Source organism: Microbacterium oxydans, assembly GCF_000956525.1.
GTDB classification, from domain to species: domain Bacteria; phylum Actinomycetota; class Actinomycetes; order Actinomycetales; family Microbacteriaceae; genus Microbacterium; species Microbacterium oxydans_A.
Genome location: NZ_JYIW01000024.1, coordinates 347129 through 373995 on the forward strand (window position 1 = coordinate 347129; position 26867 = coordinate 373995).

Below are 26867 nucleotides of genomic sequence, written 5' to 3' on the forward strand. Positions count from 1 at the left end.
CCCCGGTCACCCCGTGATCTCCTCGAGGTCGACGCGGTAGGTCTCGCTGCGGCCATCGGGGCTGGTGACGGTCACGTCGGCTGTGCCGGTGCCGCCGGGGAAGACACGCAACCGCAGGCAGTCGTGGTAGTCGTACTCCGGGCCGTCGACACGGGCGCCCCAGGGGAGTGCGGTGCCCGGGCGGACGTAGAGCGGCAGCGAGTCGAAGTCGTGCGTCTCGCTCCGCCAGGAGCCGCCGGTGACGGTGTCTCCTGTGAGCAGCGAGGTCCACTCGCCAGGCGGCAGGTAGAAGTCGACCGTGCCTTCGGCCGAGAACACCGGGGCGACGAGCACGCTCGAGCCGAGCATGTACTGCCGGTCGAGATATGCGGCCGCCGGATCGTCGGGGAACTCGAGTGCCATCGGCCGCATCACCGGCACGCCGGTCGCCGCCGCATCCAGTCCCTGCTGGTACAGGTACGGCATGAGCCGCATCTTCAGGTGCGTGAAGCGACGTGTGACCTCGACCGCCTCCTCGTCGAACGCCCACGGCACCCGGTATGAGCTCGAACCGTGGAAGCGCGAGTGCGAGCCGAGCAGGCCGAAGGCCGTCCAGCGCTTGAACACCGCGGCATCCGGTGTGCCCTCGAAGCCGCCGATGTCGTGACTCCAGAACGCGAAGCCGCTCAACGCGAGCGACAGGCCACCACGCAGCGTCTCGGCCATCGAGGCGAACGTCGAGGTCGAGTCGCCGCCCCAGTGCACCGGCATGCTCTGCCCGCCGGCTGTCGCCGACCGCGCGAACAGCACCGCATCGCCATCGCCACGGGCGTCGGTGAGCACCTCGAACACCGCACGGTTGTACAGGTCGGTGTAGCGGTTGTGCATGCGTTCGGGGTCGGCGCCGTCGGCCCACACCACGTCGGTCGGGATGCGCTCGCCGAAGTCTGTCTTGAAGCAGTCGACCCCCTGCGCGATCAGTCGGCGCAGATGCCCCTGGTACCAGGCTGTGGCGTCAGGATTCGTGAAGTCGACGAGCCCCATGCCCGCCTGCCAGAGGTCCCACTGCCACACCGAGCCGTCAGCCCGCTGCACCAGGAAGCCCTGATCCGCGGCCTCACGGAACAGCGGCGAGCGCTGCGCGATGTAGGGGTTGATCCACACGCAGACGCGGAGATCCTTGTCGTGCAGGCGCGCGAGCATCCCCTCCGGATCGGGGAAGACCCGAGGGTCCCACTCGAAGTCGCACCAGTTGAACTCGCGCATCCAGAAGCAGTCGAAGTGGAAGACCGACACCGGCAGCTCGCGCGCGGCCATCTCATTGATGAACGAGTTCACGGTCTGCTCGTCGTAGTCGGTGGTGAAGCTGGTCGACAGCCAGAGCCCGTACGACCAGGCCGGCACGACCGGTGGTCGTCCGGTCAGCGCGGTGTATCGGCCCAGGACCTCCTTGGGCGTCGGACCCGCGATCACGAAGTACTCGAGCACCTCGCCCGAGACCGAGAACTGCACGCGCTCCACGGCCTCCGACCCGATCTCGTACGAGACGTGGCCAGGGTCGTTCACGAGCACGCCGTACCCGCGGTTCGAGAGGTGGAACGGGACGTTCTTGTACGCCTGCTCGGAAGACGTGCCGCCGTCGGCGTTCCACACCTCGACGGACTGCCCGTTCTTGACCAGCGGGCCGAAGCGCTCGCCGAGGCCGTAGATCAGCTCGCCGACGCCGAGATCCAGCTGCTCGTGCATGAACACGGATGCCGTCGGCGCGCCGCCGCCGCCCTGCCGTGCGTTGTCGACGACGCCGGGATCCACCTGTGCGCCTGGGGCGAGCTGGATGCAGCCCTGCGCCTTGCCGCCGCTGCCGGTCACCCGCCGACCGTCGACCTCGAACGAGAGGTCCCACGGCGCACCGGGGGCGATCCTGGCCACGAGCGCGCCGGCGTCCAGCACCCCACCGGTCTGCGACACCGAGACTGATGCTCCGGTCTCGCCGGCGCCCGGCAGCCGGAACCCGTCATGCCTTCGTCCGCCGGTGTGATGCGCGATGCGCACGCGGATGACGCCCTCGGCGGGGGAGGAGAGGGTCGTTGTCAGCACCGGCCGATTGAGGACGTCGCCGCGCTTGGCGATCGCCATGGTCGGCGCGGTGATGATCAGACCTGGGCCGTCGGGGGTGTCGGTGGTCTCCGCGATGTCGTACGCTTCCTGCGCGTACAGCGCGGTGACGCCGGGACGCAGCTGCCAGAACCCGTCGGTGAACTTCATTACTTGACTGCTCCTGCCGTGATGCCACGCGTGAGCGTGCGCTGGAAGATGAGGAAGAAGATGAGCGTGGGGATGATGCCGAGCAGTGCGGACGCGCTCGTCGTGGTGACGTCCATCAGGCGGTCGCCCTGCAGCACGCTGATCGCGACCGGGACGGTCTGATTGGCGTTCGAGGCGAGGAACGTCAGCGGGATGAGGAACTCGTTCCACGTCCAGATGAAGAAGAAGATGAGCAGCACCGAGAGCGTCGGGCGACTGATCGGGAAGACCACACGCCAGAGGATCTGCCACCGGCTGGCGCCGTCGAGCGATGCCGCTTCGAGGATCTCCTTCGGGAAGGTGCCGTAGACGGAGGAGAGCAGGTAGGTGCCGAACGCCGCCTGGATCACCGTGAACACGATGATCACCGCCCACACGTTGTCGTACAGGCCGACCGATTTGAACATGTAGTACAGCGGGTAGAGCAGCGCCTCCTGCGGCAGCAGGTTGGCGAGCAGGAACAGCAGCACGATCCAGGAGCGCCCTCGCACTCGGCCGATCCCGATCGCGAAGGCGTTGAGCATCGAGATCACGACCGCGAGCACCGAGACGATGCCGGCGATGAAGATCGAGTTCCAGACCTTCTCCGGGAAGTTCACGCGCTCCCAGAACTTGATGATGCCGCCGAAGTCGAGCGTCTCGGGGAACGCGAGCGGCCCGGAGGTCGCGTAGTCGACGGGCGACTTGAACGAGTTCACGAGCACGAGGTAGAACGGCGCGATGATGAGCAGCGCGCCGACCACGACGAGCGCGAGCAGCAGCCAGTCGATCGGCCGCTTCTTGGTCATGCCGCCGCGAGGACGCGTCTTCCCCGGGGTGACGATGGCAGTGGTGGCGTGCATCACAGCCCCGCCCTTTCCTTGCGCTCGAGCGAGTTCTGGACGCGGATGAAGATGATCGACACGATGACGACGACGATCGTCAGCACGGTGGCGATCGTGGCGCCGTAGCCCACGTTCCGCTTCGTGAAGAACTCCTGATAGGCGTAGTAGGCGGGTACCAGGGTTGCACCGGCGGGTCCGCCGCGGGTGATGATGTAGACCGGGCCGAACACCTTGAGCGCGGCGATCGTACAGGTCAGCGTGACCACGAAGATCTCCGGTCGGATGATGCTCATGGTGATGGCGGTGAAGCGCTGCAGCCAGTTCGCACCGTCGAGCTCGGCCGCTTCGTAGAGCTCGGGATCCACGCGCTGCAGCGCCGCCATGAACACGACCACCGGGTAGCCGAGCTGCACCCAGACCATGACGAGCATCAGCACGATCAGGGCTGACGGCATCTGTCCCAGCCAGTCGTAGGCGGGGATGCCGAACGCGCCGAGGATCTGGTTCAGGGCGCCGTCGCCGCCTGGACGGACGATCCATCCGATCACGATGCCGGCGACCGCGATCGGCAGGATCTGCGGCAGGTAGTAGGTGGCGCGCAGGAAGCTGCCGACCTTGCCGCCGAACTTGCGGCCGACGACGTCGAACAGGAGCGCTGCGACGACGAGTCCGACGATCGTGGGGACCACGACCATCGCGAGGATCATCCAGACCGAGTTCGTGAACGAGGTCCAGAAGTCGCTGTCGGTGAAGAGCTTCTGCCAGTTCTCGAGTCCGATGAACTCCGGAGTGCGCACACCCTTCCACTTCGTGAAGGTGAGGTACACGTTCCAGATCAGCGGCACGATGACGATGACCAGCAGCAGCACGAAGCCGGGAAGCAGGTAGATCCAGTAGGCGCCGGTGCCGCCGCTGCGCTGCGGGATCGACGGCTGTTCCGGTGGGAGCGCCGTGCGGCGGCGCTGGCGGGTGGCGAGAGACATGTTCAACTCCTGAAGAGTGCGGGGGCGGCGCCGTCGTGGCCGCCGCCCCGCGAGGGCGGATCAGCGGAAGTCCGCCGTGCCTTCGTCGTACTGCTCGCCGAGGTTGGCGTCGGTCGTCGCGGCATCCTGCACGCCGGTGATGAGGCCCTGCAGCTCCTGCACGATCACGTCGTAGAACCCGGGGGCGGGCCAGTCCGGGTAGAAGGCCAGACCGTCCGCGTCGAGGACGCCGTTGAACGTCTCGATGAGCGCCGCGCTCTTCTCGTCCGTGATGTCGGCGGTGTCCGCGGCGACCGGAAGACCGCCGTTGTTGCCGATGATCGCCTGGATCTCCGGACGCATCGTGATGTCGATGAACTGGTACGCGAGGTCCTTGTTGGCTGCGTTCTCCGGGACCACCCAGAGGTTGCCCGAGGAGCCGAGCGAGAGGTCGGCGCCAGGGAACGCGGTCATGCTCCAGTCGAAGCCGGTCGCCTCGGAGACGAACCGTCCGAACCACCAGGAGCCCGAGACGAAGATCGGCGAGGTGCCGTTGATGAAGGACACGCCGGCGTCCTCCGCCTTGACCGACGAGACATCGGAGGCGATGTAGCCCTTGTCGACGTATTCCTGCAGCGTCTCGGTCGCCGAGGTGATCTCGGGGCCCTGCCAGTCGACCGGGTTCTTGTAGAGCTGGTAGTCGTCCACGAAGCCGCGGTCGCCCTCCATGAGCGCGAGCTGGTACCAGAGCTGTCCGAGCGGATATTCGGCGCCGGCCTCGGCCAGCGGGGTGATGCCCTTGGCGACGAAGGCGTCGAGCACGTCGACGAACTCCGCATAGGTGGTGGGGATCGCGAGCCCGGCCTCGGCGAATGCGCTCTCGTTGTAGTAGACCCCGACGAACTCGCCGTAGTTCGGCACGCCGAACCAGGTGTCGCCGCCCATGACGCCGTCTTCCGAGTACTTGGCTGTCGTCTGCAGCGAGGGTGCGAGCTTGTCGGCCCACCCGTACTCGTCGACGGCATCCGAGATGTCGGTGATCAGCCCGGTCGATGCGAGGAAGCCCGCCGTCGCATTGCCCTTGTTGAACTCCATGAGGTCGGGGGCCGCGTCGGTGTCGAGCACCTGGCTCGCGGTCTTCTGGATCTGCTCGAACGACTTCTCCTCGAACTCGACCGTGGCGCCGGTCTCCTTCTCGAAGATCTTGATCGCCTCGGCCCATGCCTTGCCCATGGCGCTGTCCGCACCCTCGTAGTGCCAGAGCTTGAGGGTGTCGCCGCCACCGCTGTCACCCTCGGATCCAGCGGTGCAGCCGCTCAGCACGACTCCCGTCGCTGCGAGGGCGGCCACGACGGCCAGGGTCTTCGTCCTGCGGATGTTCCGTGCCATCGTCGGCACTCCTTTCTCGGTGGCCCATGGGGCCGGACACTTCATCGGGTCGGGATGTTCAGTTGTGGGATGCAGCGATCATCGAAGCGTTTCGACAACGGCGACGACGAAGTGGAACCCTCCGGTGTCACTCCCGTGCGGGAGCGACCGATCCGGCTGGGCGGTAGGTGGGCGGGATCAGGTGGATCTGCGCCGGCAGGTGCGGATCCTCGAGTCGCTGCACGGCGATCTCGACGGCGAGTTCGCACGAATCCTGCGGGACGAGCGGGATCGTGTCGATCGGAGTGGGAAGCATGGCGGTGTCGAACGATGCGGCGGCCGAGACGATCGACACGTCGACGCCCACCGCCAGCCCTCGCTCGGCGAGCGCGCCGAGGAGGAGCTCGTGCACATCGTTCGCAGCGTGCACGATGAATGCGCGGATGCCGGCGTCGAGTGCGGTGTCGATCGCCACGCGGACGACGGCAGGCTCGGTGACGAGCGCGCCGGATGGCGTCCAGGTCAGCTCGACGCCGCGTTCGGCGCTGCGCTCCTGCACGCCGTGGAGGAGGCGGCGCGGGAAGTTCGACTTGCGATAGGAGACCTCGGTCTGGCCGAGCAGCAGGATGCGGGCGCTGCCGGCGTCGGCCAGGCGGTCGACCGCGAGATGCCCTGCGGCCTCGAAGTCCAGGTCGACGCAGGTCAGGTCGCGCTGATCGTCCGGGAGGCCGATGAAGATCGTCGGCGTGCGGACGGAGCGGGAGATCTCCACCCGTTCGTCGTCGGGTGCGACGTCGAGCACGAGGATCGCATCGACCAGATTGCTCGCGGCGACGCGGTTCATGCCCTCGGCGGTCTGCTCATCGGTGAGGAGCAGGATGTCGTAGCCGCGGCGCCGAGCGGCCACGGCGGTCGCGAGCACGAAGGCCATATGCGTGGGGGCGTGGGTGTCGGCGCGAAGCGGCTCGGTGAGCGCGAAGATGTTCGTGCGCCGACCGGCGAGCATGCGGGCGCCGGCATCCGGCTGGTAGCCGAGCGAGGTCGCGGCATCCTCGATCCGCCGTCGCGTCTTCTCCGAGACGGGGCGTTTGCCGCTCAGCGCGTAGGAGACGGTGCTGATCGACACACCGGCGGCCGCTGCCACCTCGTGAATCGTCGTCATCGGGACTCCATCGTCGCTCTGTCTCTGCCGTCGAAGCGCTTCGCTTCCGGCTCTTCAGCGATGATAGACAGCCCGCACGAGCGAGCGCAAGCTTTTTGTGGTTCCTGGCAACATATCGACGATGGACGGTCTACGTGCCGCATCGCCATCGGGACCGGCGACGCCGATCAGGAGGGCGACGGGGTCTCGATGGGGGAGGGGATTCGAGGCCCCGCCGCCGGCCTAGGAATCGATGCGGATCGAGGCGATGACCTCGGAGTACTCGGTCTCGCCGACCGGGGTGAAGCCGACGCGGAGGAAGAAGGCCTCCGGCCCGTCGTCACCGGCTTCGTAGATGACGTCGACGTGGTCGACGCCGCGCTTGCGCGCCTCGTCGATCAGGCTCTCGACCGCGAAGCGGCCGATGCCGCGTCCCTGGTCGTCGGCGTCGACGTTGATGCGCCACAGCACGGAGCGGAAGTGCTCCTCCGGTGCCTCGTCGTCGAAGTTGGCGCTGACGAACCCGACGACGGTGTCGCCGTCGAGCACGACCCGCTGCCAGGAGGTCTGGGGATTGATCACGGTCGCTGCGATGCCGTAGGACACCGGAGCGAGGAACTGCTCCTGCCCGGGCTTGAGCGACAGGTTGTTCACGGCGACGATCGTCGCAGCGGAGAGTTCGACCATTCGCAGTTCGGACATGACCCCAGGCTAACCCCTCGCGCACGGGCGCACACGCATCGCGTGAAGAAATCCGTCGCAAGGATGACGGTGGACGAACGCGGCGTCGACCGCCCGGAACGCGGGCCGGAGGCCGCTCAGGTATCTTGGTATCGAGACAAATCGACCTCGTGAACGGAGAACCTCCCGGTGACCGACGACGCCATCATCTACACCTACACAGACGAGGCACCGGCGCTCGCCACCGCCTCGTTCCTTCCGATCGTCCAGGCCTTCAGCGGCCAGGCCGGCATCGACTTCGAGACTCGGGACATCTCGCTCGGCGGCCGTATCCTCGCGGCCTTCCCGCAGAAGCTCACCCCTGAACAGCAGGTGGGCGACTCCCTCGCAGAGCTCGGCGGCCTCGCCACGCTCCCCGAGGCGAACATCATCAAGCTGCCGAACATCTCGGCATCCATCCCGCAGCTGAAGGCGGCGATCGCCGAACTGCAGCAGCAGGGCTACGACATCCCCTCCTTCCCCGACGACCCCGCGTCGCTCGAGGAGAAGGACATCCGCGCGCGCTACGACCGCATCAAGGGCTCCGCAGTGAACCCGGTGCTGCGCGAGGGCAACAGCGACCGCCGTGCGCCGCTGGCGGTGAAGAACTACGCGAAGAAGCACCCGCACCGCAACAAGCCGTTCGCCGAGGGATCCAAGACCCGCGTCGCGACGATGGGGCACGACGACTTCAAGTCGAACGAGAAGTCGTGGGTCGCAGCGAACGACGACGTGCTCAGCATCCGTCACACGGCCACCGACGGCACCGTCACCGTGCTGAAGGAGGGCCTCAAGGTCCTGCCGCGCGAGATCATCGACGCGACCTTCCTGTCGGCCGCAGCGCTCGACGCATTCCTGTCCGAGACTCTGGAGCAGGCGAAGTCCGAGGACGTGCTGTACTCGGTGCACCTGAAGGCCACGATGATGAAGGTCAGCGACCCGATCATCTTCGGTCATGTCGTCAAGGCGTTCTTCGCCGATGTGTTCGCGAAGTACGGCGACACGCTCACCGCGGCCGGCCTCAAGCCGAACGACGGTCTGGGGTCGATCCTCTCCGGACTCTCGAGCATCGCGGACGGTGCCGAGATCGCGGCGGCCTTCGACACGGCCATCGCCGAGGGGCCCCGCCTGTCCTACGTCAACTCCGACAAGGGCATCACCAACCTGCACGTGCCGAGCGACGTGATCGTCGACGCATCGATGCCGGCGCTCGTCCGCAACGGCGGCAAGCTGTGGGGCCAGGACGGGAGCGAGGACGACACCATCGCCGTCATCCCTGACTCGTCGTACGCCGGTGTCTACCAGGCGGTGCTCGACGACGTGATCGCGAACGGCCCGCTTGACCCGGCCACGATCGGCACCGTGCCGAACGTCGGTCTCATGGCGCAGGCGGCCGAGGAGTACGGCAGCCACGACAAGACGTTCGAGATCGCCGCGGCCGGTGTCGTGCAGGTGCTCGACAGCGAGGGCAACGCGCTGATCGAGCACGAGGTCGGCGCAGGCGACATCTGGCGGGCGACGCAGACGAAGCACATCGCAGTCATGGACTGGGTCAAGCTGGCCGTCACGCGTGCCCGTGCCTCCGGATCACCCGCCGTGTTCTGGCTCGACGCGAACCGCTCGCACGACGCGCAGATCATCGCGAAGGTGCACCAGGGCCTCGCGCTGCTCGACACGCACGGACTCACCCTCACGATCCTCGCCCCCGAGGAGGCCACGCGCTACACGCTGGCGCGCATGCGTCACGGCCTCGACACCATCTCGGTGACCGGCAACGTGCTGCGTGACTACCTGACCGACCTGTTCCCGATCCTCGAGGTCGGCACGAGCGCCAAGATGCTCTCGATCGTGCCGCTGCTCGCGGGCGGCGGACTGTTCGAGACCGGCGCAGGCGGATCGGCGCCCAAGCACGTGCAGCAGCTGGTCGAGGAGAACTACCTGCGCTGGGACTCGCTCGGCGAGTTCTTCGCGCTGGCGGCGTCACTCGAGCACTTCGCAGACCGCACCGGCAACGAGAAGGCACGTGTGCTGGCCGAGACGCTGGACGCTGCGACCGGCACCTTCCTCGAGGAGGACCGCTCGCCCGGACGCGCACTCGGCACGATCGACAACCGCGGCAGCCACTTCTACCTGGGCCTGTACTGGGCGCAGGAGCTCGCGAAGCAGACGAAGGATGCCGACCTCGCAGCCGCGTTCGCTCCGATCGCCGCGACGCTCGCGGAGAACGAGCAGAAGATCGTCGGCGAGCTGAACGCGGTGCAGGGCACGCGCGTCGAGATCGGCGGCTACTACCGTCCCGACGCCGCACTGGTCGCTGCGATCATGCGTCCGTCGGTCACGCTGAACGGGATCATCGACGCCCTCAGCTGACACGGAGACACGACGAAGGGCGGATGCTGCGAAGCATCCGCCCTTCGTCGTGTGCGCTGCGGCGTCTGTGGCGACGACCGTGAGGTCTCGCTAGTTGTGCACCGCGACCTCGAGGCCGACGGGCGACCAGTCGTAGACGTACTTGGCGAGATCCACCGGCAGGTTGACGCAGCCGTGGCTCATCCGGTTGCCGAAGTTGTTGTGCCAGTAGGTGCCGTGGAATCCGATGTTCGTCGTGAACCAGGTGATCCACGGCACGTTCTCGGTGCAGTAGGGCGCACCGGGGTAGCAGCCCATGTCCTGCATGCGCGTGTGCGCGAAGACCTTGAAGTTGCCGGTCGGAGTCAGGGTGCCCGGAAGTCCGGTGGAGACGGCCCAGGACTGCACGACGTTGCCGTTCTCGTACAGGGTCGCGCGCTGCGAGCCGAGGTCGATGTCGATGCGGCGCGCCAGCGTGACGACCTCGAACGGCGTCTCGGAGACCGTGAGGGCGAAGTTGCCGTTGCCGGTCTGCAGCTGCGCTGCGAAGTCCTCGGCGACGCCGGAGGTGTCGGACAGAGCGCGACCGTTCGCGCCGACCTGCTCCTGGCGCAGCACGGTGCCGGCTGAGTCGACGATGTTCGTCTCGTTCACCGGCGCCCGGTCGACGAGGCCGGGGAGCGCATCGACGGTCGACTGGATGACCGCGGGGTCGGCCTCGATCTGCAGCTTCCCGTCATCGTCGACGACCGACAGCCAGCTGGCCACGACGTCGGGCGTGACAGGGACGGTGCGCTCTTCGCCGATGTAGAACCCGGCGGTCGAGAGCATGGTGTTCAGCGCTGCGGCCGTGGTGGCTGCGTCGTCGTCGGAGACCGCAGCGAGCGCTTCGGCGGGGCCGCCGGGGTACTCGAGCGTCTGCGCTCCGCCTGCGACGGCGTCGCTGAGGGCAGCGGTGAGGTCGTCGATGTCGATGCCGGTTCCGGCCTCGGAGGGAGTCGTGACGTACTGCTGGGTCGCGGCGTCGAAGACGACACCGGCGTCGACCGGGTCGACGAAGCTGCTGGGGACCGCAGCGCGCAGCGCACTGGTCGCGGTGGCGGCATCGAGGGTGATCTCGCCGGGGATCGCAGCACCCATCCAGGTGGTGACGTTCCAGAACGGGCGCTCGGCGAACGCTTCGTCGGCCAGCGCCTTCGCGTCGATCGTCGCACCGAGGTCGGCCCCGGAGAGCACGGTTCCATCGCCTGCGCCGGTCAGCGTGATCTCGGTCGATGCGAGCTGCGCGTCGACCGCGTCGGCGGCGGCGCCCGGCGTGAGGAAGCCGACCGGGATGCCGGCGACCGTGGAGCCGGGGGCGATGAGGAACATGGAGGCCGCGCCGGCGCCGATCGCGACGACACCGAGTCCGAGTCCGATCCAGAGGCCGAGGTGCCGCTTCTTGGGCTTCGGCTCGATCGGGGCCCAGGCGAGCGGCTGGTCGCCGGTCGGCGGCTGCGCGTCGTCGGATGTCTCGGCGGGCGTCAGCGGAGTCGTCGTCGCGCGGTCATCGCCGAACGATTCGGTCTTCTCGTTCTGCGCGGAGATCAGATCGGTCACGCACTCACCCCCCGGTTCATCAAACGTGTCCTATTTGACAATGGTACGTGATGGGAGGTAACGGGGATGCAACGGTCGTCGGACCGTGCCGGTCAGTCGATGATCGCGATGCCGTCGATCTCGACGAGCATCTCCTCGCGGGGGAGTCCGGTGAAGACCGTGGTGCGGGACGGCAGCACGCCGTTCGTCGTGTGCGCCGTCACGAACTCGCCGTATGCGTCGTTCATGATCGGGAAGTCCTCGCGCTTCGTGAGATACACGCGCAGCATGACCACGTCGTCGAAGGTCGCGCCTGATGCCTCGACGATCGCCTTGACGTTCTCGAGCGTGCGGGTCGTCTGCGCTGCGACATCGCCGGGGAACAGGTACTCGTTCGTCACCGGGTCGACGGGTCCCTGGCCGGAGACCTGCACGAACGGGCCCTTGCGGATGCCCTGGGAGAACGTGTGGGCGGGGGCGGGGGCGGCGTCGGTCGAAACGCGGGTCTTCGCAGTCATGATTCCAGCCTAGTAGCCTTGTTAGATGCCTCTACAAATTCCCGATCCCGTTCTCGGCGCCTGGGCGAAGGGCTTCCCGGCACGCGCTGCCGGACTCCGGCTGTCGGAGGTCGCGGATGCGGGGCTCCGTCTCTCCGATCTGCCGACCCCGGTGCTCACGGTGCACGAGGCTGCGCTCGCGCACAACGAGGAGACGGTCTTCGGCTGGGCCCGCGACCTGGGAGTGCACCTGGCGCCGCACGGCAAGACCACGATGGCTCCTGCGATGTGGCAGCGACTGCTGGATGCCGGTGCCTGGGGCATCTCGATCGCCACGCCGTGGCAGGCGGAGGTCGCCATCGCGGCCGGCGTGCACACGGTCCTGATCGCCAATGCGGTGACGGATGCCGGGGCTGCAGTGCGACTGGGGGAGCTGCTCGCCGCCGATCACGACCTCCGCATCCTGTGCTGGGCCGACTCGGTCGCCACCGTCGACATCCTCGCGGCGGCGCTCGCCGATGCGAGTCGTCCGCTCGATGTGCTCGTCGAGCTCGGCGGGGCGCACGGACGCACCGGTGCGCGGACGATCGATGAGGGCGAGCGCATCGCCGCGGCGATCTCCGCCGCCCCGGGGCTCCGGCTCGCCGGCGTCACCGGCTACGAGGGGCCGTTCGGCCCCGATCGCAGTGCGGACTCGGTCGCGGCGGTCGACGCGTACCTCGAGACGATCGTGGCCCTGCATCAGAAGCTGGTCTACCCCGACGGCATCCGTCCGGTGCTCAGCGCCGGGGGCAGCTCATTCCCGGATCGTGCCGCCGCCGTCCTCTCCTCTCAGCGGGACACGGCCGATGTGGTGCTGCGCTCCGGCGCCTTCCAGATCCACGACGACGGGTTCTACTCCCGGATGTCGCCCTTCGGACCGTTGACGGGCACCGCGCCGCTTCGCTCCGCCATGCACGCGTGGTCGAGGGTGCTGTCGCAGCCGGAGGGCGGGCTTGCCCTCCTCGATGCGGGTCGCCGCGACGTCCCCTTCGACATCGATCTGCCGACGCCGCAGACGGTGGCCGGCGAGATCACGGCCCTGAACGATCAGCACGCCTTCCTGCACCTCGCGGCCGGTGCGTCGGTCGTCGTGGGAGACGTCGTGCGCCTCGGGCTCTCGCACCCGTGCACGGCCTTCGACAAGTGGCGGGTGGTCGCGGTGATCGACGATCCCGATGCGGATGACCCCCGCGTGATCGGAGCGGTGGCGACATGCTTCTGAGCGCGGAGAAGGCGGCCGAAGGCCTGGTCCGCGTCTACCGTGGCGCCGTGGTCGTCGACGGCACCGGTGCCGCCCGATACGACGCCGACGTCGCGGTCGAGGGAGCCAGGGTCGTCGCGATCCTGCGCCTCGACGACCCTGCGCGCGGTGTGATCGAGCTGCCGGACGGCGCGATCGAGATCGACGCGCGCGGGCTGGTGCTCGCCCCCGGCTTCATCGACATGCATGCGCACAGCGAGCTCGCCGTGCTCGGCGGTGCGGCGCACGACGCGAAGATCCGGCAGGGCGTCACGACCGAGGTGCTCGGACAGGACGGGCTCGGCTACGCGCCGCTCGACGACGTGACGGCAGCCGTCATCCCGGCCCAGATCGCCGGCTGGAACGGGATGCCCGCATCCGCGCCCTGGCGGAGCATGGGCGACCTGCTGCACGCGATCGACGAGACGGCCGTCGCGAACGCCGCCGTGCTCGTGCCGCAGGGCAACCTGCGGATGATGGTCGCCGGCCACGAGAACCGTCCGGCCACGATCGAGGAGATCGCCGAGATGTGCGAGCTGCTCGGGGATGCCCTCGACGCCGGCGCCTTCGGCATGTCGAGCGGCCTCACCTACACGCCGGGCATGTACGCCGACACGGCGGAGCTCGAGGCGCTGTGCACCGTCGTCGCCGAGCGCGGCGGCTACTGGGCGCCGCACACCCGCAGTTACGGCGGGGGCGCGTTGGAGGCGTACCGCGAGGCGCTCGACATCGGTCGCCGCACCGGGTGCCCGATCCATCTCACGCACGCCACCATGAACTTCGTCCCGAACCGGGGTAGAGCGCGCGAGCTGCTCGCGCTGGTCGACGAGGCGATCGCCGACGGCGTCGACGTCACGCTCGACACCTACCCGTACCTCCCCGGCGCGACCACGCTGGCAGCGCTGCTGCCGAGCCGACTCGCCGAGGGCGGCGACCTCGTGCGCGTGCTCGCCGAGCTCGATGCCGCTGGGCGCGAGCGTGTGCGGGTCGAGCTCGAGGAGATCGGCTGCGACGGCTTCCACGGCGAACGCGCCGACTGGACCGCGATCCAGATCTCCGGCACCGCCGAGCCGGCGCTCGATGCCCTCGTCGGCCGCACCATCGCAGAGATCGCCGAGTCCGAGGGACGTCGCGCCGTCGACGTCGTGATCGACACCATCGTCGCCGACGGGGGAGCCACCGGCATCCTCATGCACATCGGTGACGAGGGGAACGTGCGCGAGATCATGCGCCATCCCCGCCACACCGCCGGCAGCGACGGCATCCTGATCGGCGCCAGACCGCATCCACGAGGACGGGGCACGTTCCCGCGCTACCTCGGCCACTACGTGCGCGAACTCAGCATCCTCACCCTGGAGGAGGCCGTGCGGCACCTGTCCGGCACGCCGGCCACGCGGCTCGGCCTCGATCGCGGCGATGCGCCGCGTGGTGTCATCCGCATCGGTGCGACGGCGGATCTCGTGCTGTTCGATCCGCGCACGATCGCGGCCGGCGCGACCTTCGACGCTCCCTTCGATCACCCCATCGGGGTGATCGACGTGCTGGTGGGCGGCGTCGCCGTCGTCGCTTCGGGCGAGGTCACGGGCCGAACCCCCGGCCGAGCCCTGCGGATGGCCCCGGCCCCGCACCGCGCGACGGTGCCGAAGATCGATGCCAGGATCGAGCCATCGGTGCCAGGCTTCACCTGGACCGCCCGCACCCCGGTGCTCGCCGACCCGGAGCTCGCCCACATCGCCGCGCGACTGGACGGCGACGGTCGGGCCGTCGCCGGTGAGCCGCCGATCCGGCTGCTGGTCGATGCGGCAGTGGCGGCGGAGGCGTTCGCCTCGGATCGCATCGGCGACGAGGCCTTCCGACTGACGATCACCGAGCACGGCATCGAGATCGCCGGTGCGACGCCGGCCGGCGTGTTCCGCGGAGCCACGACGCTTCGTCAGCTGCGCACGCCCGGCGCGGAGACGGCGGTCCTGCCCGCTGGCGTGTGGGAGGGCGCGCCAGCTCACTCCTGGCGCGGCGCGATGCTCGACGTCGCCAGGCACTTCCGCCCGGCCGACGACATCCGGCGGCTCATCGACCTGCTCGCGGATCATCACCTCAACGTCCTGCACCTGCACCTCACCGATGACCAGGGATGGCGCTACGAGGTGCCGGGGTTCCCGTTGCTCACCGAGATCGGCGCGACCCGCGCTGCGACCCAGCTCGGGCACGGCGTGCACGCGACCGTCGAGCCCGGCGTGCACGAGGGGCACTACACGACCGCCGAGCTGCGCGACCTGGTCGCGTATGCACGTGAGCGATTCGTCACGCTCGTCCCCGAGGTGGAGCTGCCCGGTCACATCCAGGCCGCGCTCGCCGCGTATCCGCAGCTCGGCAACCTGGATGTCGGCGAGCCGGTCACCGGACCGTGGGAGCGCTTCGGCGTCAATCCCCGCACACTCGCCCCGACCGAGCAGGCGCTCGCATTCGGGCGGGCCGCGATCGACGCCCTGTGCGACGTCTTCGATTCCGATTGGATCGGGATCGGCGGCGATGAGGTGCCCGTCACCGAATGGGCCGAGAGCGCGGCTGCACGAGAGCGGATGCGCGAGCTCGGCCTCGAGACGCCGCACGACGTGCAGCCGTGGTTCACCGCCGAGTTCGTGACGCATGTGCGCAGCCGCGGACGCATCGCCCTCGCCTGGGACGAGGTGCTCGAGGGCGAGGTGCCCGATGGCGTCCAGATCCTGGCCTGGCGCGGACCCGTCGCGATGCAGGAGGCGCTTCGGCGCGGCATCCCGGTCGTCGCCTGCCCCGACCTCGAGGTCTACCTCGACTACGCGCAGTCGGCGTCGGCAGAGGAGCCGATCAGGGTCGGTCCGCCGTTGACGATCGAGCGCGCGTACACGCTGCGCGTGCCGGAAGGAGCCGTCGGCGGCCAGGCCAACGTCTGGACCGAGCATCTCCCGACGAGGGACCGCGTCGACTTCGCCATGTTCCCTCGGCTCGCCGCGATCTCCGAGCGCCTGTGGGAGGGCGGGGACATTGCGGACTTCTCGGACTTCGCCCGACGGCTGCCGACCCACCTGATCCGTCTCGCGGCCGCCGGGGTACGGTATCGTCCCCTCGACGGTCCGACGCCGGACCAGCGGCGTCCTGGGGTGCCGGAGAAGCCGATGACGATCGCGGCTCGCGAGCAGATCGTTGCCGGATTGGTCGAGCGGCTGGTCGCGAGGGCCGTGGAATCGGTCGACACGGCGTCGCAGCTTGAGTAACGTTTCGGTAACCCTCACCGCGCGTCGCGCGGCAGAGGTTGCACAATTTTTGTTCGTAAGGTCTACTAACAAACATGTCCGCTTCGGATGAATCGCGTCCCGCCACGACGGCAGAGTACGTCGGCGGGAACAGCCATGCCTTCGGCCCAGGGCGCCACCTGCGCTCCCGCTCGAAAGTGCTTCCCGAACACGCACGCGGACACAACCGCGCACTCGTGCTGCAGACCCTGTATCACGCCGGTGCGATGAGCCGGGCGGACCTCTCCAGGGAGACCGGCCTCACCCGTGTCACGATCTCGGATCTCGTCGCCGAGTTCATCGCTGACGGCATCGTGATCGAGATGGGCGTGCGGGAGACCGTGGGGCCGGGCAAGCCGCCGATCCTGATCGACATCGATCGCGTCGGACACCAGATCATCGGAATCGACCTCTCCGGTCCGAGCGCCTTCGTCGGCGCGGTGCTCAGCCTCGACGGCGACGTGCTCGAACGGCGTGAGGTCGCGCGGCCAGAGGGCCCGGACGGCGACGCGGTCTATGCAGCGATCGTCGAGCTCGCAAGGCAGCTGGTGGCGGCGTCCACGCAGCCGCTCCTCGGTGCCGGCATCGGCACCCCTGGCGTCGTGCGCCCTGACGGTCTCGTGCTGAGCTCGCCCAACCTCGGCTGGACGAACTTCCCGCTCGAGGCGAAGCTCAGCGCCGACCTCGACCTGCCGGTCCTCGCGCGCAACGACGCGAATGCCGCGGTGCTCGCCGAGTACACCTTCGGCGACGCCAAGGCCGACTTCATGTTGATCAAGATCGGTCGAGGCGTCGGTGCAGGGCTCATCACCGGCAGCCAGCCGCTGCTCGGCAGCCGCTTCGCCGCCGGTGAGATCGGTCACGTCGTGGTCGGCACCGACGGCGGTCCGCGCTGCGCCTGCGGTAAGGACGGGTGCCTCGAAGCCTGGCTCAGCGTCAGCCGACTCCGCGATGCGCTCACCGACGAGCCGACGGCTCGTGACGAGATCCTGCGCGATGCCGGCACCAGGATGGGCATCGCGATCGCCCCGATCGTCGCAGCGCTCGATCTCTCCGAGGTCGTCGTCTCCGGACCTGCGGATCTGCTCGACGGCATCCTGATCGACTCCGCGATCGAGACCCTGCACGCCAGAACCCTGGAGGGCGTCTTCGAGGACACCCTCATCCGCCTCACCCGCCAGGAGGACATCGTGCTGCGCGGCGCCGCCGTGATGGTCCTCTCCGCGCAGCTTGGCGTCTCGTGATCTCCGCCACGACCAGCACCGGGAGCAGCATCCGATGAAGGGTGCTGACTTCGCCGACCTCGACGGTCGGCAGATCCGTGTGGGCCTGGACGTCGGCGGCACCAAGATCGACGCGGTCGCCGTCTCGCCGTCGGGCGAGATCCTCGGACGCCTTCGCCGGCCGACGGGATGGGGCGATGACGCGGTCGTGGAGAGCATCGTGCTCGCCGTCAGCGCGCTGGTAGAGGAGACCGGATTCGCGGTGTCCGACATCGGCTCCGTCGGCATCGGCATCCCCGGTCTGGTGGATGCGGACACCGGCCGCGTGCTGCATGCCGTGAACCTCGGCGTGGAATCCCTCGACCTCGCCGTGCGGGCGCAGCAGGCGCTCGGTGTGCCCTTCCGCATCGAGAACGACGTGAAGGCGGCGGCCCTCGGGGCTGCAGTGCTGCGCGGCGTGACCGGCTCCATGGCGTACCTCAATCTCGGCACCGGCGTCGCGGCCGGCATCGTGATGGACGGGCAGATCTGGCGCGGTGCGCGCGGCACCGCCGGCGAGGTCGGCCACATCTCGGTCGACCCGAACGGCCGCCTGTGCGGCTGCGGCCAGCGCGGCTGCGTCGAGACGTTCTGCGGCGGCGGCGCGCTGTCGCGCGCATGGGGGCGACCGGGCGCGCTCCCGGTCAAGGACATCTTCGACGCCGCGGACGCGGGGGACGAGACGGCGCTCGCGCTGCGGGCAGACCTCTACCACGGCGCTGCCGCCGCGGTGCGGGTGCTCGTGCTCTCCGCCGACGTCGAGACCGTGATCATCGGCGGCGGCCTCACCGCGCTCGGCGAACGCCTCGAGCTCGGCATCCGCGCTTCGCTGCGCGCCGATGCAGAGACATCCGCGTTCATGCGTTCACTGCACCTGGAGGAGCGGATCGAACTGCTCGCCTCAGGATCACCCGCTGCAGCATTCGGCGCCGCACTCGTCGGCGCATCCGTCACCGAGAAGGAGATCGTTTCCCATGGCTGAGGTCGTCATCGTCGAGAGCGCGGAGGCCGCAGGGTCTCTCGTCGCCACCGAGATCTTCGAGCTGATCGCACAGCGCGCTGACGCGGTGCTCGGGCTCGCCACCGGCTCGACGCCGCTCCCCGTGTACGAGGCGCTGCGCAAGCAGCGCAACGGCCGAGACCTCTCCCTCGTGCGCGGCTTCGCCCTCGACGAGTACGTGGGGATCGACCCGGCGCACCCGGAGAGCTACCGCTCGGTCATCACGCGCGAGGTCATCGAGCCGCTCGGCCTCGACCCGGCGCGCATCAACGTGCCCAACGGCGCGGAGGCGACCATCCAGCACGCCGGCGATGACTACGAGGCGGCCATCGCGGCAGCCGGCGGCGTCGACCTGCAGATCCTCGGCATCGGCACCGACGGTCACATCGGCTTCAACGAGCCCGGTTCCTCCTTCGCATCGCAGACGCGCGTGAAGACGCTCACCGAGCAGACCCGCGCAGACAACGCCCGCTTCTTCGACTCGGTCGACGACGTGCCGCGGCACTGCATCACGCAGGGGCTCGGCACGATCCTGCGGGCTCGCCACCTCGTGCTCCTCGCATTCGGCGAGGGCAAGGCGCAGGCGATCGCCGACGCGGTCGAGGGGCCGCTCACCGCGATGCTCCCCGCGTCGGCGGTGCAGCTGCACCCGCACGCCACGATCGTGGTCGACGAGGCGGCCGCATCGCGGCTGAAGCTCGCCGACTACTACCGCTACACGTTCGCCAACAAGCCGGCCTGGCAGGGCATCTGAGCCCGCTCAGCCTCGCAGCGCCGGCCACGCGAGTGGCAGCAGGTGCTCGAGGCTGAGCGGAGCCAGGGGCAGCATCTCGACGTCTGCTGGCGTGATCCAGCGCAGCTCGGCGAGCTCGGCCTGCACCGTGACCGTTCGCGGGTCGATCGAGGCCGAGAACGCATCGGCGACGACGCGGTGCCCCGGCTCGTTCGCCGCCGCGGAGACGAACCTGCCGAGCGGGGTGAGGTCGCTCTCGGAGAGCTGCAGGCCGAGCTCCTCATCGAGCTCGCGGATCAGTGTCTGCGCGGGTGATTCGCCGGCCTCCGGCTTGCCACCCGGCTGCATGAAGCGCGTCGTGCCCTGTTTGCGCACGACGAGCACTCGGTCGTCCTCGTCGAGGATGACGGCGGCGCTCACGTGGATGTCAGGCATCTGCATCACCCGTCTGCTCGATCAGCCTGCCGGGATTCTCGAAGACCTTGCCGGGATTGAGGATGCCGAGCGGGTCGAACACCCGCGTGATCTGCCGCTGCAGCTCCCACTGCGCGTCGCCGAGCTCGTCGGCCAGCCAGCGTCGTTTCAGGACGCCGATCCCGTGCTCGCCGGTCAGGGTGCCCCCGAGACGGATCGCGGCGCGGAAGAGGTCGTCGGCGGCTGCCCACACGTGGTCAGGAGTCTCGGTGCCCTCGAAGATGAAGTTCGGGTGCAGGTTGCCGTCGCCGGCGTGCGCGACCGTCGGGATCACGAGCCCGTACTCGCGCTCGATGCGGGCGATCTCATCGAACATCTCGGGCATCGCGCTGCGCGGCACCGAGACGTCTTCGATCAGCGTCGTCCCGAGCGAGGCCATCGCCGCGTGCATGGAGCGCCGGATCGCCAGCAGGCGCTCGCCCTCTGCGGTGTCCTGGGTGAGCGAGACGGTGCCGGCGTCGGCCCTGAGCACCGCCGCGATCGTCTCCGCCTCTGCGAGCGCTGCAGGGCCGTCGGTCTGGATCGTCAGCTGGGCGGCGCCGGCCGGGGGAGCCGGCAGCAGGAGCAGGGCGTGCACGGCTGCGAGGCTCGCGGCATCCATCAGCTCCATGATCGCCGGTTGCACGCCGGCGGCGGTCACCGCGGCAGACGCCGCGGCCGCGCTGCGGACATCGGGGAACGTCGCCGTCACGGTGCAGGTGGCGCCTTCGACGAGCCTGCGCAGCTTCAACGTGGCGCCGACCACGACGCCGAGCGTCCCCTCCGAGCCGATCACGAGCGAGGTCAGGTCGAGCCCGGTGACGCCCTTCACACTGCGGTGGCCGAGATGCAGCAGCCGACCGTCCGCGAGCACCAGGTCGACACCGAGCACCGCATCGCGCACGACGCCGTACTTCGCACACAGCAGCCCGCCGGCGCCGGTGGCGATGTTGCCGCCGACGGTCGAGATGTCGCGGCTGGCCGGGTCGGGTGCCCACCACACGCCGTGCGCGGCGAGCTGACGGTTGAGGTCGGCGTTCAGGATGCCCGGTTCGACCACGGCGAGGAGATCATCCGGTCGGACCTCGGTGAGTGCGTTCATCCGCATGGTCGAGAGGACGATCTCGCCTGCACCCGCGTTCGCTGCGCCGGCGAGGCCGGTGCCGGCTCCGCGGACGACCACCGGCGTGCGCGTCGCGGAGGCGATGCGCATGGTCTCCTGCACGTGCTCCACGGTCTCGGCGTGCACGATCGCGATCGGTCGGCCGACGGCGGCATGACCTGAACGGTCGGCCCTGGCGGTTTCGAGCGCTGCGTCGTCGACGTCGACGAGATCGCCGAGGGCCGTCGAGAGCTGCGCCAGCACGCTCACGACAGTGCGCGCCGCCCGCTGATGACGCCTGCGGCGATCGCGACGACGCCGAAGGCCGAGCCGATCAGTGCCTGATCCATCGACCACCAGGCGATCGTGACGCCGACGTAGATCAGCAGCTCGACGATGGCCCTGAGGTACGGATGCACCCGCAGCACCGGCTTCGGCGAGAGGAAGAGCGCCCAGACCAGCAGCACCACGATCGGCGTGCCGATACCGAGCACCACGTTCCAGGGGAACGCCCAGGTGGCGAAGCCCCAGAGGGCGAGTGAGACGATCGCGAGCACCAGGACGATGGCGCGGACGACGTCGAGAACCGTGATGACCGGACGCTCGACGCCGGGTACGGGAGCGGGATCCGGAGACATGGCTCCAGTCTATTCGGCGGTCGCCGGTGCCTCGTCCGCGTCGGTGGGCGCTGCTGCGACCGGGAGGGCGTCGTCGATCGGTGCGGACGCGACCGGTGCGGTTTCGGCCGGTGCGGATTCGGCCGGCGCAGACTCAGTCGGCGCGGTTTCGGCCGGCGCGGGCTGCTGCTCGGCGGCGGGAGCCGCGACGTCTGCGGCGGGAGCGGTCACGTCGGTGTTGCTCACGTCGGTGGTGCCAGAGTCGGAAGTCTCGGTGGCGGGTTCCGATGCAGAGCTGGGGTCAGGCGCGGTGGTCGCCGCCTCGTCGCCGAACGCGATGTCACAGAGCAGCGCCGTGATCGGCGAGAGGGGAGCGAGCTCCCACAGGGTGGTCGTGGCCGGTACGCCGACCTGGTCGCCCGCGATGTAGGCGAAGCTGACGGCCGCATTGCCGCAGAGCTGGGTGAACGTGGGGTGCAGATCGATCGAACCGGTGGCGACGTCTGCCCCCGGTGCACCGGTCAGCGCAGCGGTCCGCGGGCCGCTGCCGTCGATCTGCGCCTGCACGGTGGAGCCGACGGCGCCGCTGAACGAGATGCGATAGTTCGTGACCAGGCCATCGAGGGAGACCTCGGTGCCGGTCACGCTCGGGGCGCCCTCCGGCAACGTGGGCTGCGGGTCGACCGGATCGACCGGATCGACGGGATCGACGGGATCGACGGGATCGACCGGACCCGTGGGGTCGGTCGGAATCGTCGGGACGACCGGTGTCACGGGAGTCGGCGGTACCGCGGCGGGGATGGCAGGCTCGGCCGGCGCGGGGTCGGCGGCATCCGCCTCTTCCGTGATCGGCGCGACCTTCTCGTCCGGCGTCGGAGCGGGAGCGGGCGTCTCGATGACGACCGGCTCATCGAGCGACATCGAGGCGTCCGGGCCGACATCCGACGCGATCGACGAGGAGTCGGAGTCTCCTGCGCTCGGCTGTGACGCTGACGGACCGGCGCCGGTGAGTCCCGGCACGACGGCCGCGGCGACGACGACGCCGGCGACCACGAGTGCGGCAGAGCCGACTCCGACGAGGGCGCCCATTCCGGTGAGCACGCCGGCCCCTGCGCCTCCGCCGGCCGCACCGCCACCCGCGGCGCCGCCACCGGCGGCGCTTCCAGTGCCGGAACCGCCGCTGCCACCGGCTGCGTGAGCCGAGGCGAGTGCGCCGGACGAGCCGGCTACGGCGCCATGACCGCCCGCGAACACCGCGGCCGGAACGACGGCGGGTGCGAGGGCTGCGATCTGCGCGCCGTTGCCCTGCAGCGTGGCGAGGTATCCGGCAGAGCCGGTGATGCCGAGCACGAGCGGCAGGAGCACGAGCCCGAGTCGCATCGACACGTCTTTGGCTTCGGCGGCCACGATCATGCAGCGGGCGCATTCGTCGAGGTGGGCCTCGAGGCGGTTGTGGTCGCGGGTGCCGAGGTTGCCGCGCGAGTACGCGCCGAGGTGCTCGATCGTCCACTGGCAGTCGGAGCCGGGGGCTGCGCTGCGAAGGTGCGCCTGGATCCAGGCCTCGCGGAGGCCCTCTCTGGCACGGAAGGCGAGCTGCGACACCGCGCCTGCCTTCATGCCGAGCAGCGGAGCGACGGCCTGCGGCTTCATCTGCTCGATCTCGGTGTACCAGAGCACCTCCTGCCAGCGCGACGGCAGGCTGCGGAAGGCCTGCGCGGTGAGGCTGCGGTCGAGCGCCTCGTTCGTCGCCTGCTCCGTGCTGTCGGGGTCGGCGACCGTGTCGAGCTCGTCGATCGCGGACTCGCGGCGGGATCGACCCCACGCGGCGGCGGTGTTGCGGATGCTGGTGAAGAGGTAGGCGCGGAACGAGCCGTTGGGCCCGCCGCCCTTGACGATGGCCTGGTAGATGCGGGTGTACGACTCCTGGACGAGGTCGTCGGGGTCGATCGAAGAGGTCACGGACCGCGCGACTGCCATCCCAGAGGGGTAGTGGCGTCGCCAGAGTTCGCCGAATGCCTCCGTGTCGCCGGAGCGGGTACGGAGGATCAGATCGGCATCGGCGATCGGATCGTGAAGGGGGGTGTCTTCGTGCACTTCCATCAATCTGTCTCGGGACGCTCGTGCGCCCTCACAAGAGAGACGCGCGAGTGGGCCGTTCATCACGCGTCTTCTCCATTCTCACTCGGATCGCGCCGCAGGGCCACCCCTCGTCACGGATTCCTCGAAATCTTTTTCAGCACAGAATCCCAGTTCAGGAACAACTTCCGCCGGATGTCCCGAAGAAACTTCAAAAAAGTCTCGGATATCGCGTAATGGATCGGGGCATGCGTCGTCTCATCCCATAGAGACAGCCGTGAGGAACTTCACCGGGGGGCGAAGTTCTGGCGCTGGTGCCGGGGGCAACCGCACCAGCCGAGCGGGTCGAGCGCCTCGGGGGAGGAGTGCTCGGCCCGCTCGCTCTGACTGCGACAGGGCCATCGGATTCTGGGGAAACGGTGACCCGCATGCAGGTGCACGACCGGAGAGCGCAGAGCTGCGCGTCGTCTCGCGATCAGCGGACGGAGCCTCGTACCGAGGGGCGCCCTCCCTGCCATACGCGGACGACGCGCAGCTCTCCATCCAGCAGCACGGCATCGCCGAGTCGCCCATCGCGCAGGGTGCCGAGCTCGGCATCCATCCCGATCGCCTTCGACGGAGTCTCGGTCAGCGCCTGCACGGCAGCGGCCAGCGGAACGCCTGCATGCACCGCCCGCTGCAGCGCCACGTCCTGCGTCAGCGTCGAACCGGCGATCGAGCCGGTGTCATCGGCGCGCGCGATGCCGTCGGTCACCGTGACGCTGACGGCGCCGAGGTCGTAGTGGCCGTCGGCGCTGCCGGCAGCAGCCATCGCATCGGTGATGAGTGCCACGCGGCCCGGAGCCGAGGCGAACAGCAGAGCGATGATCTGCGGGTCGAGGTGCACGTCGTCGGCGATCGCCTCGAGCACGACCCGGTGATCCGCGGCGGCGGCCAGCACCGGCCCAGGCGCTCGATGGTGGATCCCCGGCATCGCGTTGAACGCGTGCGTCAGGATCGATGCCCCGGCCTCGAAGGCGGAGCGGGCCATCTCGGCATCCGCGTCCGTATGGCCGACGGCGGCAGCGGCGCCGGCCGCGACGATCAGCCGGATCGCCTCGAGTCCACCGGGCAGCTCCGGCGCGATCGTGACCTGGCGGATGGTGCCGCGTCCGGCATCGAGCAGCCGCCGGACGTCGTCGGCGATCGGCGTCCGCAGCAGCGACGGCTCGTGCGCGCCGTGGTGGCCAGGGTCGAGGAACGGCCCCTCGAGGTGCGAGCCGAGGATGTCGGCATCCGTCTGCATCAGGTCGGCGATCGACGCGACGCTGTCGGCCAGGTCATCCAGGGGAGCGGTGACCAGCGAGACGACGGCGCGCGTGGTGCCGTGCTCGCGGTGCAGGGCGCGTGCGGTGCGGATCGCGTCGACGCCGTCGTCGAACGATGCTCCGGCGCCGCCGTGCCCGTGGATGTCCACGAATCCGGGCGTGAGGATGGCGCCCTGCCCTGCGGCCTCGGTCGCATCGACGACCTCGTCCGCCCTGGCCCATCCCGCGCCGGTGCCGCGCGCGGCGACGCGGCCGTCCTCGATCCGGATCCAGGCGTCGTCGATGCTCTCGCCGCCGTCGATCAGACGCACCGAATGGATGACCAGCGAGCCGGTCGCGGAGGAGTGCACGGTCATCTGTCGCTCCAGGGGACGTCGTCGGAGGCGTGGAAGTCGATCGACTCAGCGTTCCACAGCGGCGCCAGCGAGCCGAGCCGCGTGCGGAAGGACTCCCAGGTGCGCTCCGGCGCCTGCTTCGCAGACCAGGCGATCTCGGCCTGGGCAGCGGCACGCGGGAAGACCAGCTGCTCGACATCGCCGAGCGTGCGGGTCGTCTCGGACCACAGCGGCGCTTCGACGCCGAGGATCGCAGCGTCAGGCACGTCGAGGATCGCCGTGGGCTCCCACTCATAGGAGGAGCGCACATCGATCACGGCTGCCCAGGTCAGGCCGAGCGGGAAGTCCGGCGTGTACTTCATGTCGAGGTAGGCGACATCCGCGGTCGACATGATGAGCGATCCGCCGCGGGCGACGAAGTGCGCCGCCTCTTCGGCGTGCGTCCCCTCCGGCGTGGTCTTGCCCCAGTACTGGCCGATCGTGCCGGTGGCGATGTGCTCGGCTGCGCCGACCTCGTGCCAGGCGACCGGCGTCTTGCCCGCATCGACCACGATCTGCGTCGCGCGCTCGACGAACAGGTCGAAGTCGGCCTGCGGGGTGCCGAGCGACTCGTCGCCGCCGATGTGGATGTACGGTCCAGGGGTCATCTCGGCGAGCTCGCGCACCACGTCGCGCACGAAGTCGTAGGTGCGCTCCTCGTGGATGCGGACGCTGGAGTGCCCGACGCCCCAGCCGAGGTAGCTCTCGCCGGCCACGGGCAGCGGTTGCCCCAGGCGCGCCGACTCGGCGATGAGTCCGTCGTTGAGCACCGGTGCCTCGACGAGCTCCGGGTAGGCGACGCCGATCGCATGGGTGTGCCCGGGCAGGTCGATCTCCGGGATCAGGATCATGTGCCGGGATGCCGCGTACTCGACGAGTTCGCGGTAGTCGTCCTTCGTGTAGAAGCCGCCGCGGTCGCCGCCGGCCGCGGTCGAGGACGAGCGCTCGGTGAGCAGCGGCCAGGAGTCGATCTGCACGCGCCAGCCCTGATCGTCGCTGAGGTGCAGGTGCAGGCGGTTGAGCTTCAGCGCGCTCGTCGCGTCGATGAACTTCTTCACCTCGGCCACGTCGAAGAAGTGCCGCGTGACGTCGAGCATGACGCCGCGGTGCTCGAACCGCGGGCTGTCGGTGATGTCTGCGCGGATGACGCCCCACCCGTCCTCGTCCTCGCGGAAGAGCTGGCGCAGGGTCTGCACGCCGAAGAAGAGTCCTGCTTCGTCGCCGCCGACGACCTCCGCGTACTCGCCGACGCGGAGCGTGTAGCCCTCCGCCGGTGCAGCAGCCGGGTCGACGCGCAGGACGATGTCGCCCTCGGTCGGTTCGCCGTCGATCGTCGAAGCGAGGCGGATGCCGCTGCGGTCCGCGATCGCATCGATCAGCTGGGCGACGACGGGGGAAGCGCCGAGCACGCGCGACGTCGCGCCGACCGGCATCCGTCCCTCGCCGGCGACAGCGACGGCGGGGAGTGGAACAAGGGGGAGGGAATGGGGAAGGACCATGAACAAAACCTATCGTGCAGGGCACTCGGGGCACAGGGGGAATCCGGTATGCTCGTACTCGTCGCGACTGGCGTCTGGGTGGACTACCACCGGGGAGCGACTGACCACGGAATTCGACCGCGCGCCTGGGCCGATTGGTACACCCTTCGAATCCGTTGTCAGAGGAGCATG

General features: G+C 69.3%; 20 protein-coding genes and 1 riboswitch. Of the genes, 6 read left to right on the plus strand and 14 right to left on the minus strand.

What is annotated here, in order from left to right:
* Nucleotides 1-6: 6 nt before the first annotated feature.
* The 6 genes from yicI to RS83_RS10125 all read right to left on the minus strand — a co-directional run bounded on the left by yicI (nucleotide 7) and on the right by RS83_RS10125 (nucleotide 7280).
* Nucleotides 7-2244, minus strand: coding sequence for an alpha-xylosidase (gene yicI, locus RS83_RS10100; protein WP_045279358.1), 2238 nt, complete (start codon nucleotides 2242-2244; stop codon nucleotides 7-9).
* A complete protein-coding gene (locus tag RS83_RS10105) occupies nucleotides 2244-3125 on the minus strand; it encodes a carbohydrate ABC transporter permease (protein ID WP_082071620.1) in 882 nt (293 codons plus the stop codon). Before RS83_RS10105 ends, yicI begins: the two co-directional genes overlap by 1 nt.
* Nucleotides 3125-4090, minus strand: coding sequence for a carbohydrate ABC transporter permease (locus tag RS83_RS10110; RefSeq protein WP_045279359.1), 966 nt, complete (start codon nucleotides 4088-4090; stop codon nucleotides 3125-3127). The genes RS83_RS10105 and RS83_RS10110 overlap by 1 nt, the downstream gene beginning before the upstream one ends.
* A 60-nt stretch (nucleotides 4091-4150) precedes the next feature.
* A complete protein-coding gene (locus RS83_RS10115; RefSeq protein ID WP_045279360.1) occupies nucleotides 4151-5458 on the minus strand; it encodes an ABC transporter substrate-binding protein in 1308 nt (435 codons plus the stop codon).
* 127 nt (nucleotides 5459-5585) lie between these two features.
* Nucleotides 5586-6599 (minus strand): LacI family DNA-binding transcriptional regulator, encoded by a 1014-nt coding sequence (locus tag RS83_RS10120; protein WP_045279361.1) that lies wholly within the window; start codon nucleotides 6597-6599, stop codon nucleotides 5586-5588.
* 222 nt (nucleotides 6600-6821) lie between these two features.
* Entirely contained in the window at nucleotides 6822-7280 is a 459-nt protein-coding gene (locus RS83_RS10125) for a GNAT family N-acetyltransferase (protein ID WP_045279362.1), read from the minus strand.
* A 168-nt stretch (nucleotides 7281-7448) separates the two neighbouring features.
* Here RS83_RS10125 and RS83_RS10130 point away from each other — a divergent pair, with 168 nt between their 5' ends.
* Nucleotides 7449-9668, plus strand: a complete 2220-nt coding sequence (locus RS83_RS10130; protein WP_045279363.1) for an NADP-dependent isocitrate dehydrogenase — start codon at nucleotides 7449-7451, stop codon at nucleotides 9666-9668.
* A gap of 90 nt (nucleotides 9669-9758) precedes the next feature.
* On the opposite strand, the gene RS83_RS10135 is transcribed toward RS83_RS10130, so the two are convergent.
* Together RS83_RS10135 and RS83_RS10140 are read right to left on the minus strand one after the other, a co-directional pair.
* Nucleotides 9759-11246, minus strand: a complete 1488-nt coding sequence (locus tag RS83_RS10135; protein WP_082071621.1) for a L,D-transpeptidase family protein — start codon at nucleotides 11244-11246, stop codon at nucleotides 9759-9761.
* A gap of 92 nt (nucleotides 11247-11338) precedes the next feature.
* A complete protein-coding gene (locus tag RS83_RS10140) occupies nucleotides 11339-11743 on the minus strand; it encodes a RidA family protein (RefSeq protein WP_045279364.1) in 405 nt (134 codons plus the stop codon).
* Between the two features lie 25 nt (nucleotides 11744-11768).
* On the opposite strand from RS83_RS10140, the gene RS83_RS10145 reads away from it, so the two are divergent.
* From RS83_RS10145 to nagB, 5 genes are all read left to right on the plus strand, one after another.
* Nucleotides 11769-12986 (plus strand): alanine racemase, encoded by a 1218-nt coding sequence (locus RS83_RS10145; protein WP_082071622.1) that lies wholly within the window; start codon nucleotides 11769-11771, stop codon nucleotides 12984-12986.
* On the plus strand, nucleotides 12977-16255 hold the full coding sequence (locus RS83_RS10150; protein ID WP_045279365.1) for a family 20 glycosylhydrolase: 3279 nt from the start codon (nucleotides 12977-12979) through the stop codon (nucleotides 16253-16255). The genes RS83_RS10145 and RS83_RS10150 overlap by 10 nt, the downstream gene beginning before the upstream one ends.
* A 74-nt stretch (nucleotides 16256-16329) precedes the next feature.
* The gene (locus RS83_RS10155) at nucleotides 16330-17517 is read left to right on the plus strand and encodes an ROK family transcriptional regulator (protein WP_045279366.1); all 1188 of its coding nucleotides are present in this window, start codon (nucleotides 16330-16332) and stop codon (nucleotides 17515-17517) included.
* A gap of 34 nt (nucleotides 17518-17551) precedes the next feature.
* Nucleotides 17552-18517, plus strand: coding sequence for an ROK family protein (locus RS83_RS10160; RefSeq protein WP_197072102.1), 966 nt, complete (start codon nucleotides 17552-17554; stop codon nucleotides 18515-18517).
* Entirely contained in the window at nucleotides 18510-19289 is a 780-nt protein-coding gene (nagB, locus tag RS83_RS10165) for a glucosamine-6-phosphate deaminase (RefSeq protein ID WP_045279367.1), read from the plus strand. Before RS83_RS10160 ends, nagB begins: the two co-directional genes overlap by 8 nt.
* Before the next feature lie 6 nt (nucleotides 19290-19295).
* Here nagB and RS83_RS10170 read toward each other — a convergent pair whose 3' ends face one another.
* The 6 genes from RS83_RS10170 to RS83_RS10195 form a co-directional block, all read right to left on the minus strand.
* A complete protein-coding gene (locus tag RS83_RS10170) occupies nucleotides 19296-19703 on the minus strand; it encodes an NUDIX hydrolase (protein WP_045279457.1) in 408 nt (135 codons plus the stop codon).
* Complete coding sequence (locus RS83_RS10175; RefSeq protein WP_045279368.1) at nucleotides 19696-21093, minus strand: FAD-binding oxidoreductase; 1398 nt, start codon at nucleotides 21091-21093, stop codon at nucleotides 19696-19698. The genes RS83_RS10170 and RS83_RS10175 overlap by 8 nt, the downstream gene beginning before the upstream one ends.
* Nucleotides 21090-21461, minus strand: coding sequence for a DUF2568 domain-containing protein (locus RS83_RS10180; protein ID WP_045279369.1), 372 nt, complete (start codon nucleotides 21459-21461; stop codon nucleotides 21090-21092). The genes RS83_RS10175 and RS83_RS10180 overlap by 4 nt, the downstream gene beginning before the upstream one ends.
* 9 nt (nucleotides 21462-21470) lie before the next feature.
* Complete coding sequence (locus RS83_RS10185) at nucleotides 21471-23534, minus strand: sigma-70 family RNA polymerase sigma factor (protein ID WP_197072103.1); 2064 nt, start codon at nucleotides 23532-23534, stop codon at nucleotides 21471-21473.
* A gap of 457 nt (nucleotides 23535-23991) precedes the next feature.
* Nucleotides 23992-25179, minus strand: coding sequence for an N-acetylglucosamine-6-phosphate deacetylase (nagA, locus tag RS83_RS10190; protein WP_045279370.1), 1188 nt, complete (start codon nucleotides 25177-25179; stop codon nucleotides 23992-23994).
* Entirely contained in the window at nucleotides 25176-26696 is a 1521-nt protein-coding gene (locus tag RS83_RS10195; RefSeq protein WP_082071624.1) for a family 20 glycosylhydrolase, read from the minus strand. Before RS83_RS10195 ends, nagA begins: the two co-directional genes overlap by 4 nt.
* Nucleotides 26697-26749: 53 nt before the next feature.
* Nucleotides 26750-26834, plus strand: a riboswitch (ZMP/ZTP riboswitch).
* The last annotated feature ends 33 nt before the right edge of the window (nucleotides 26835-26867 follow it).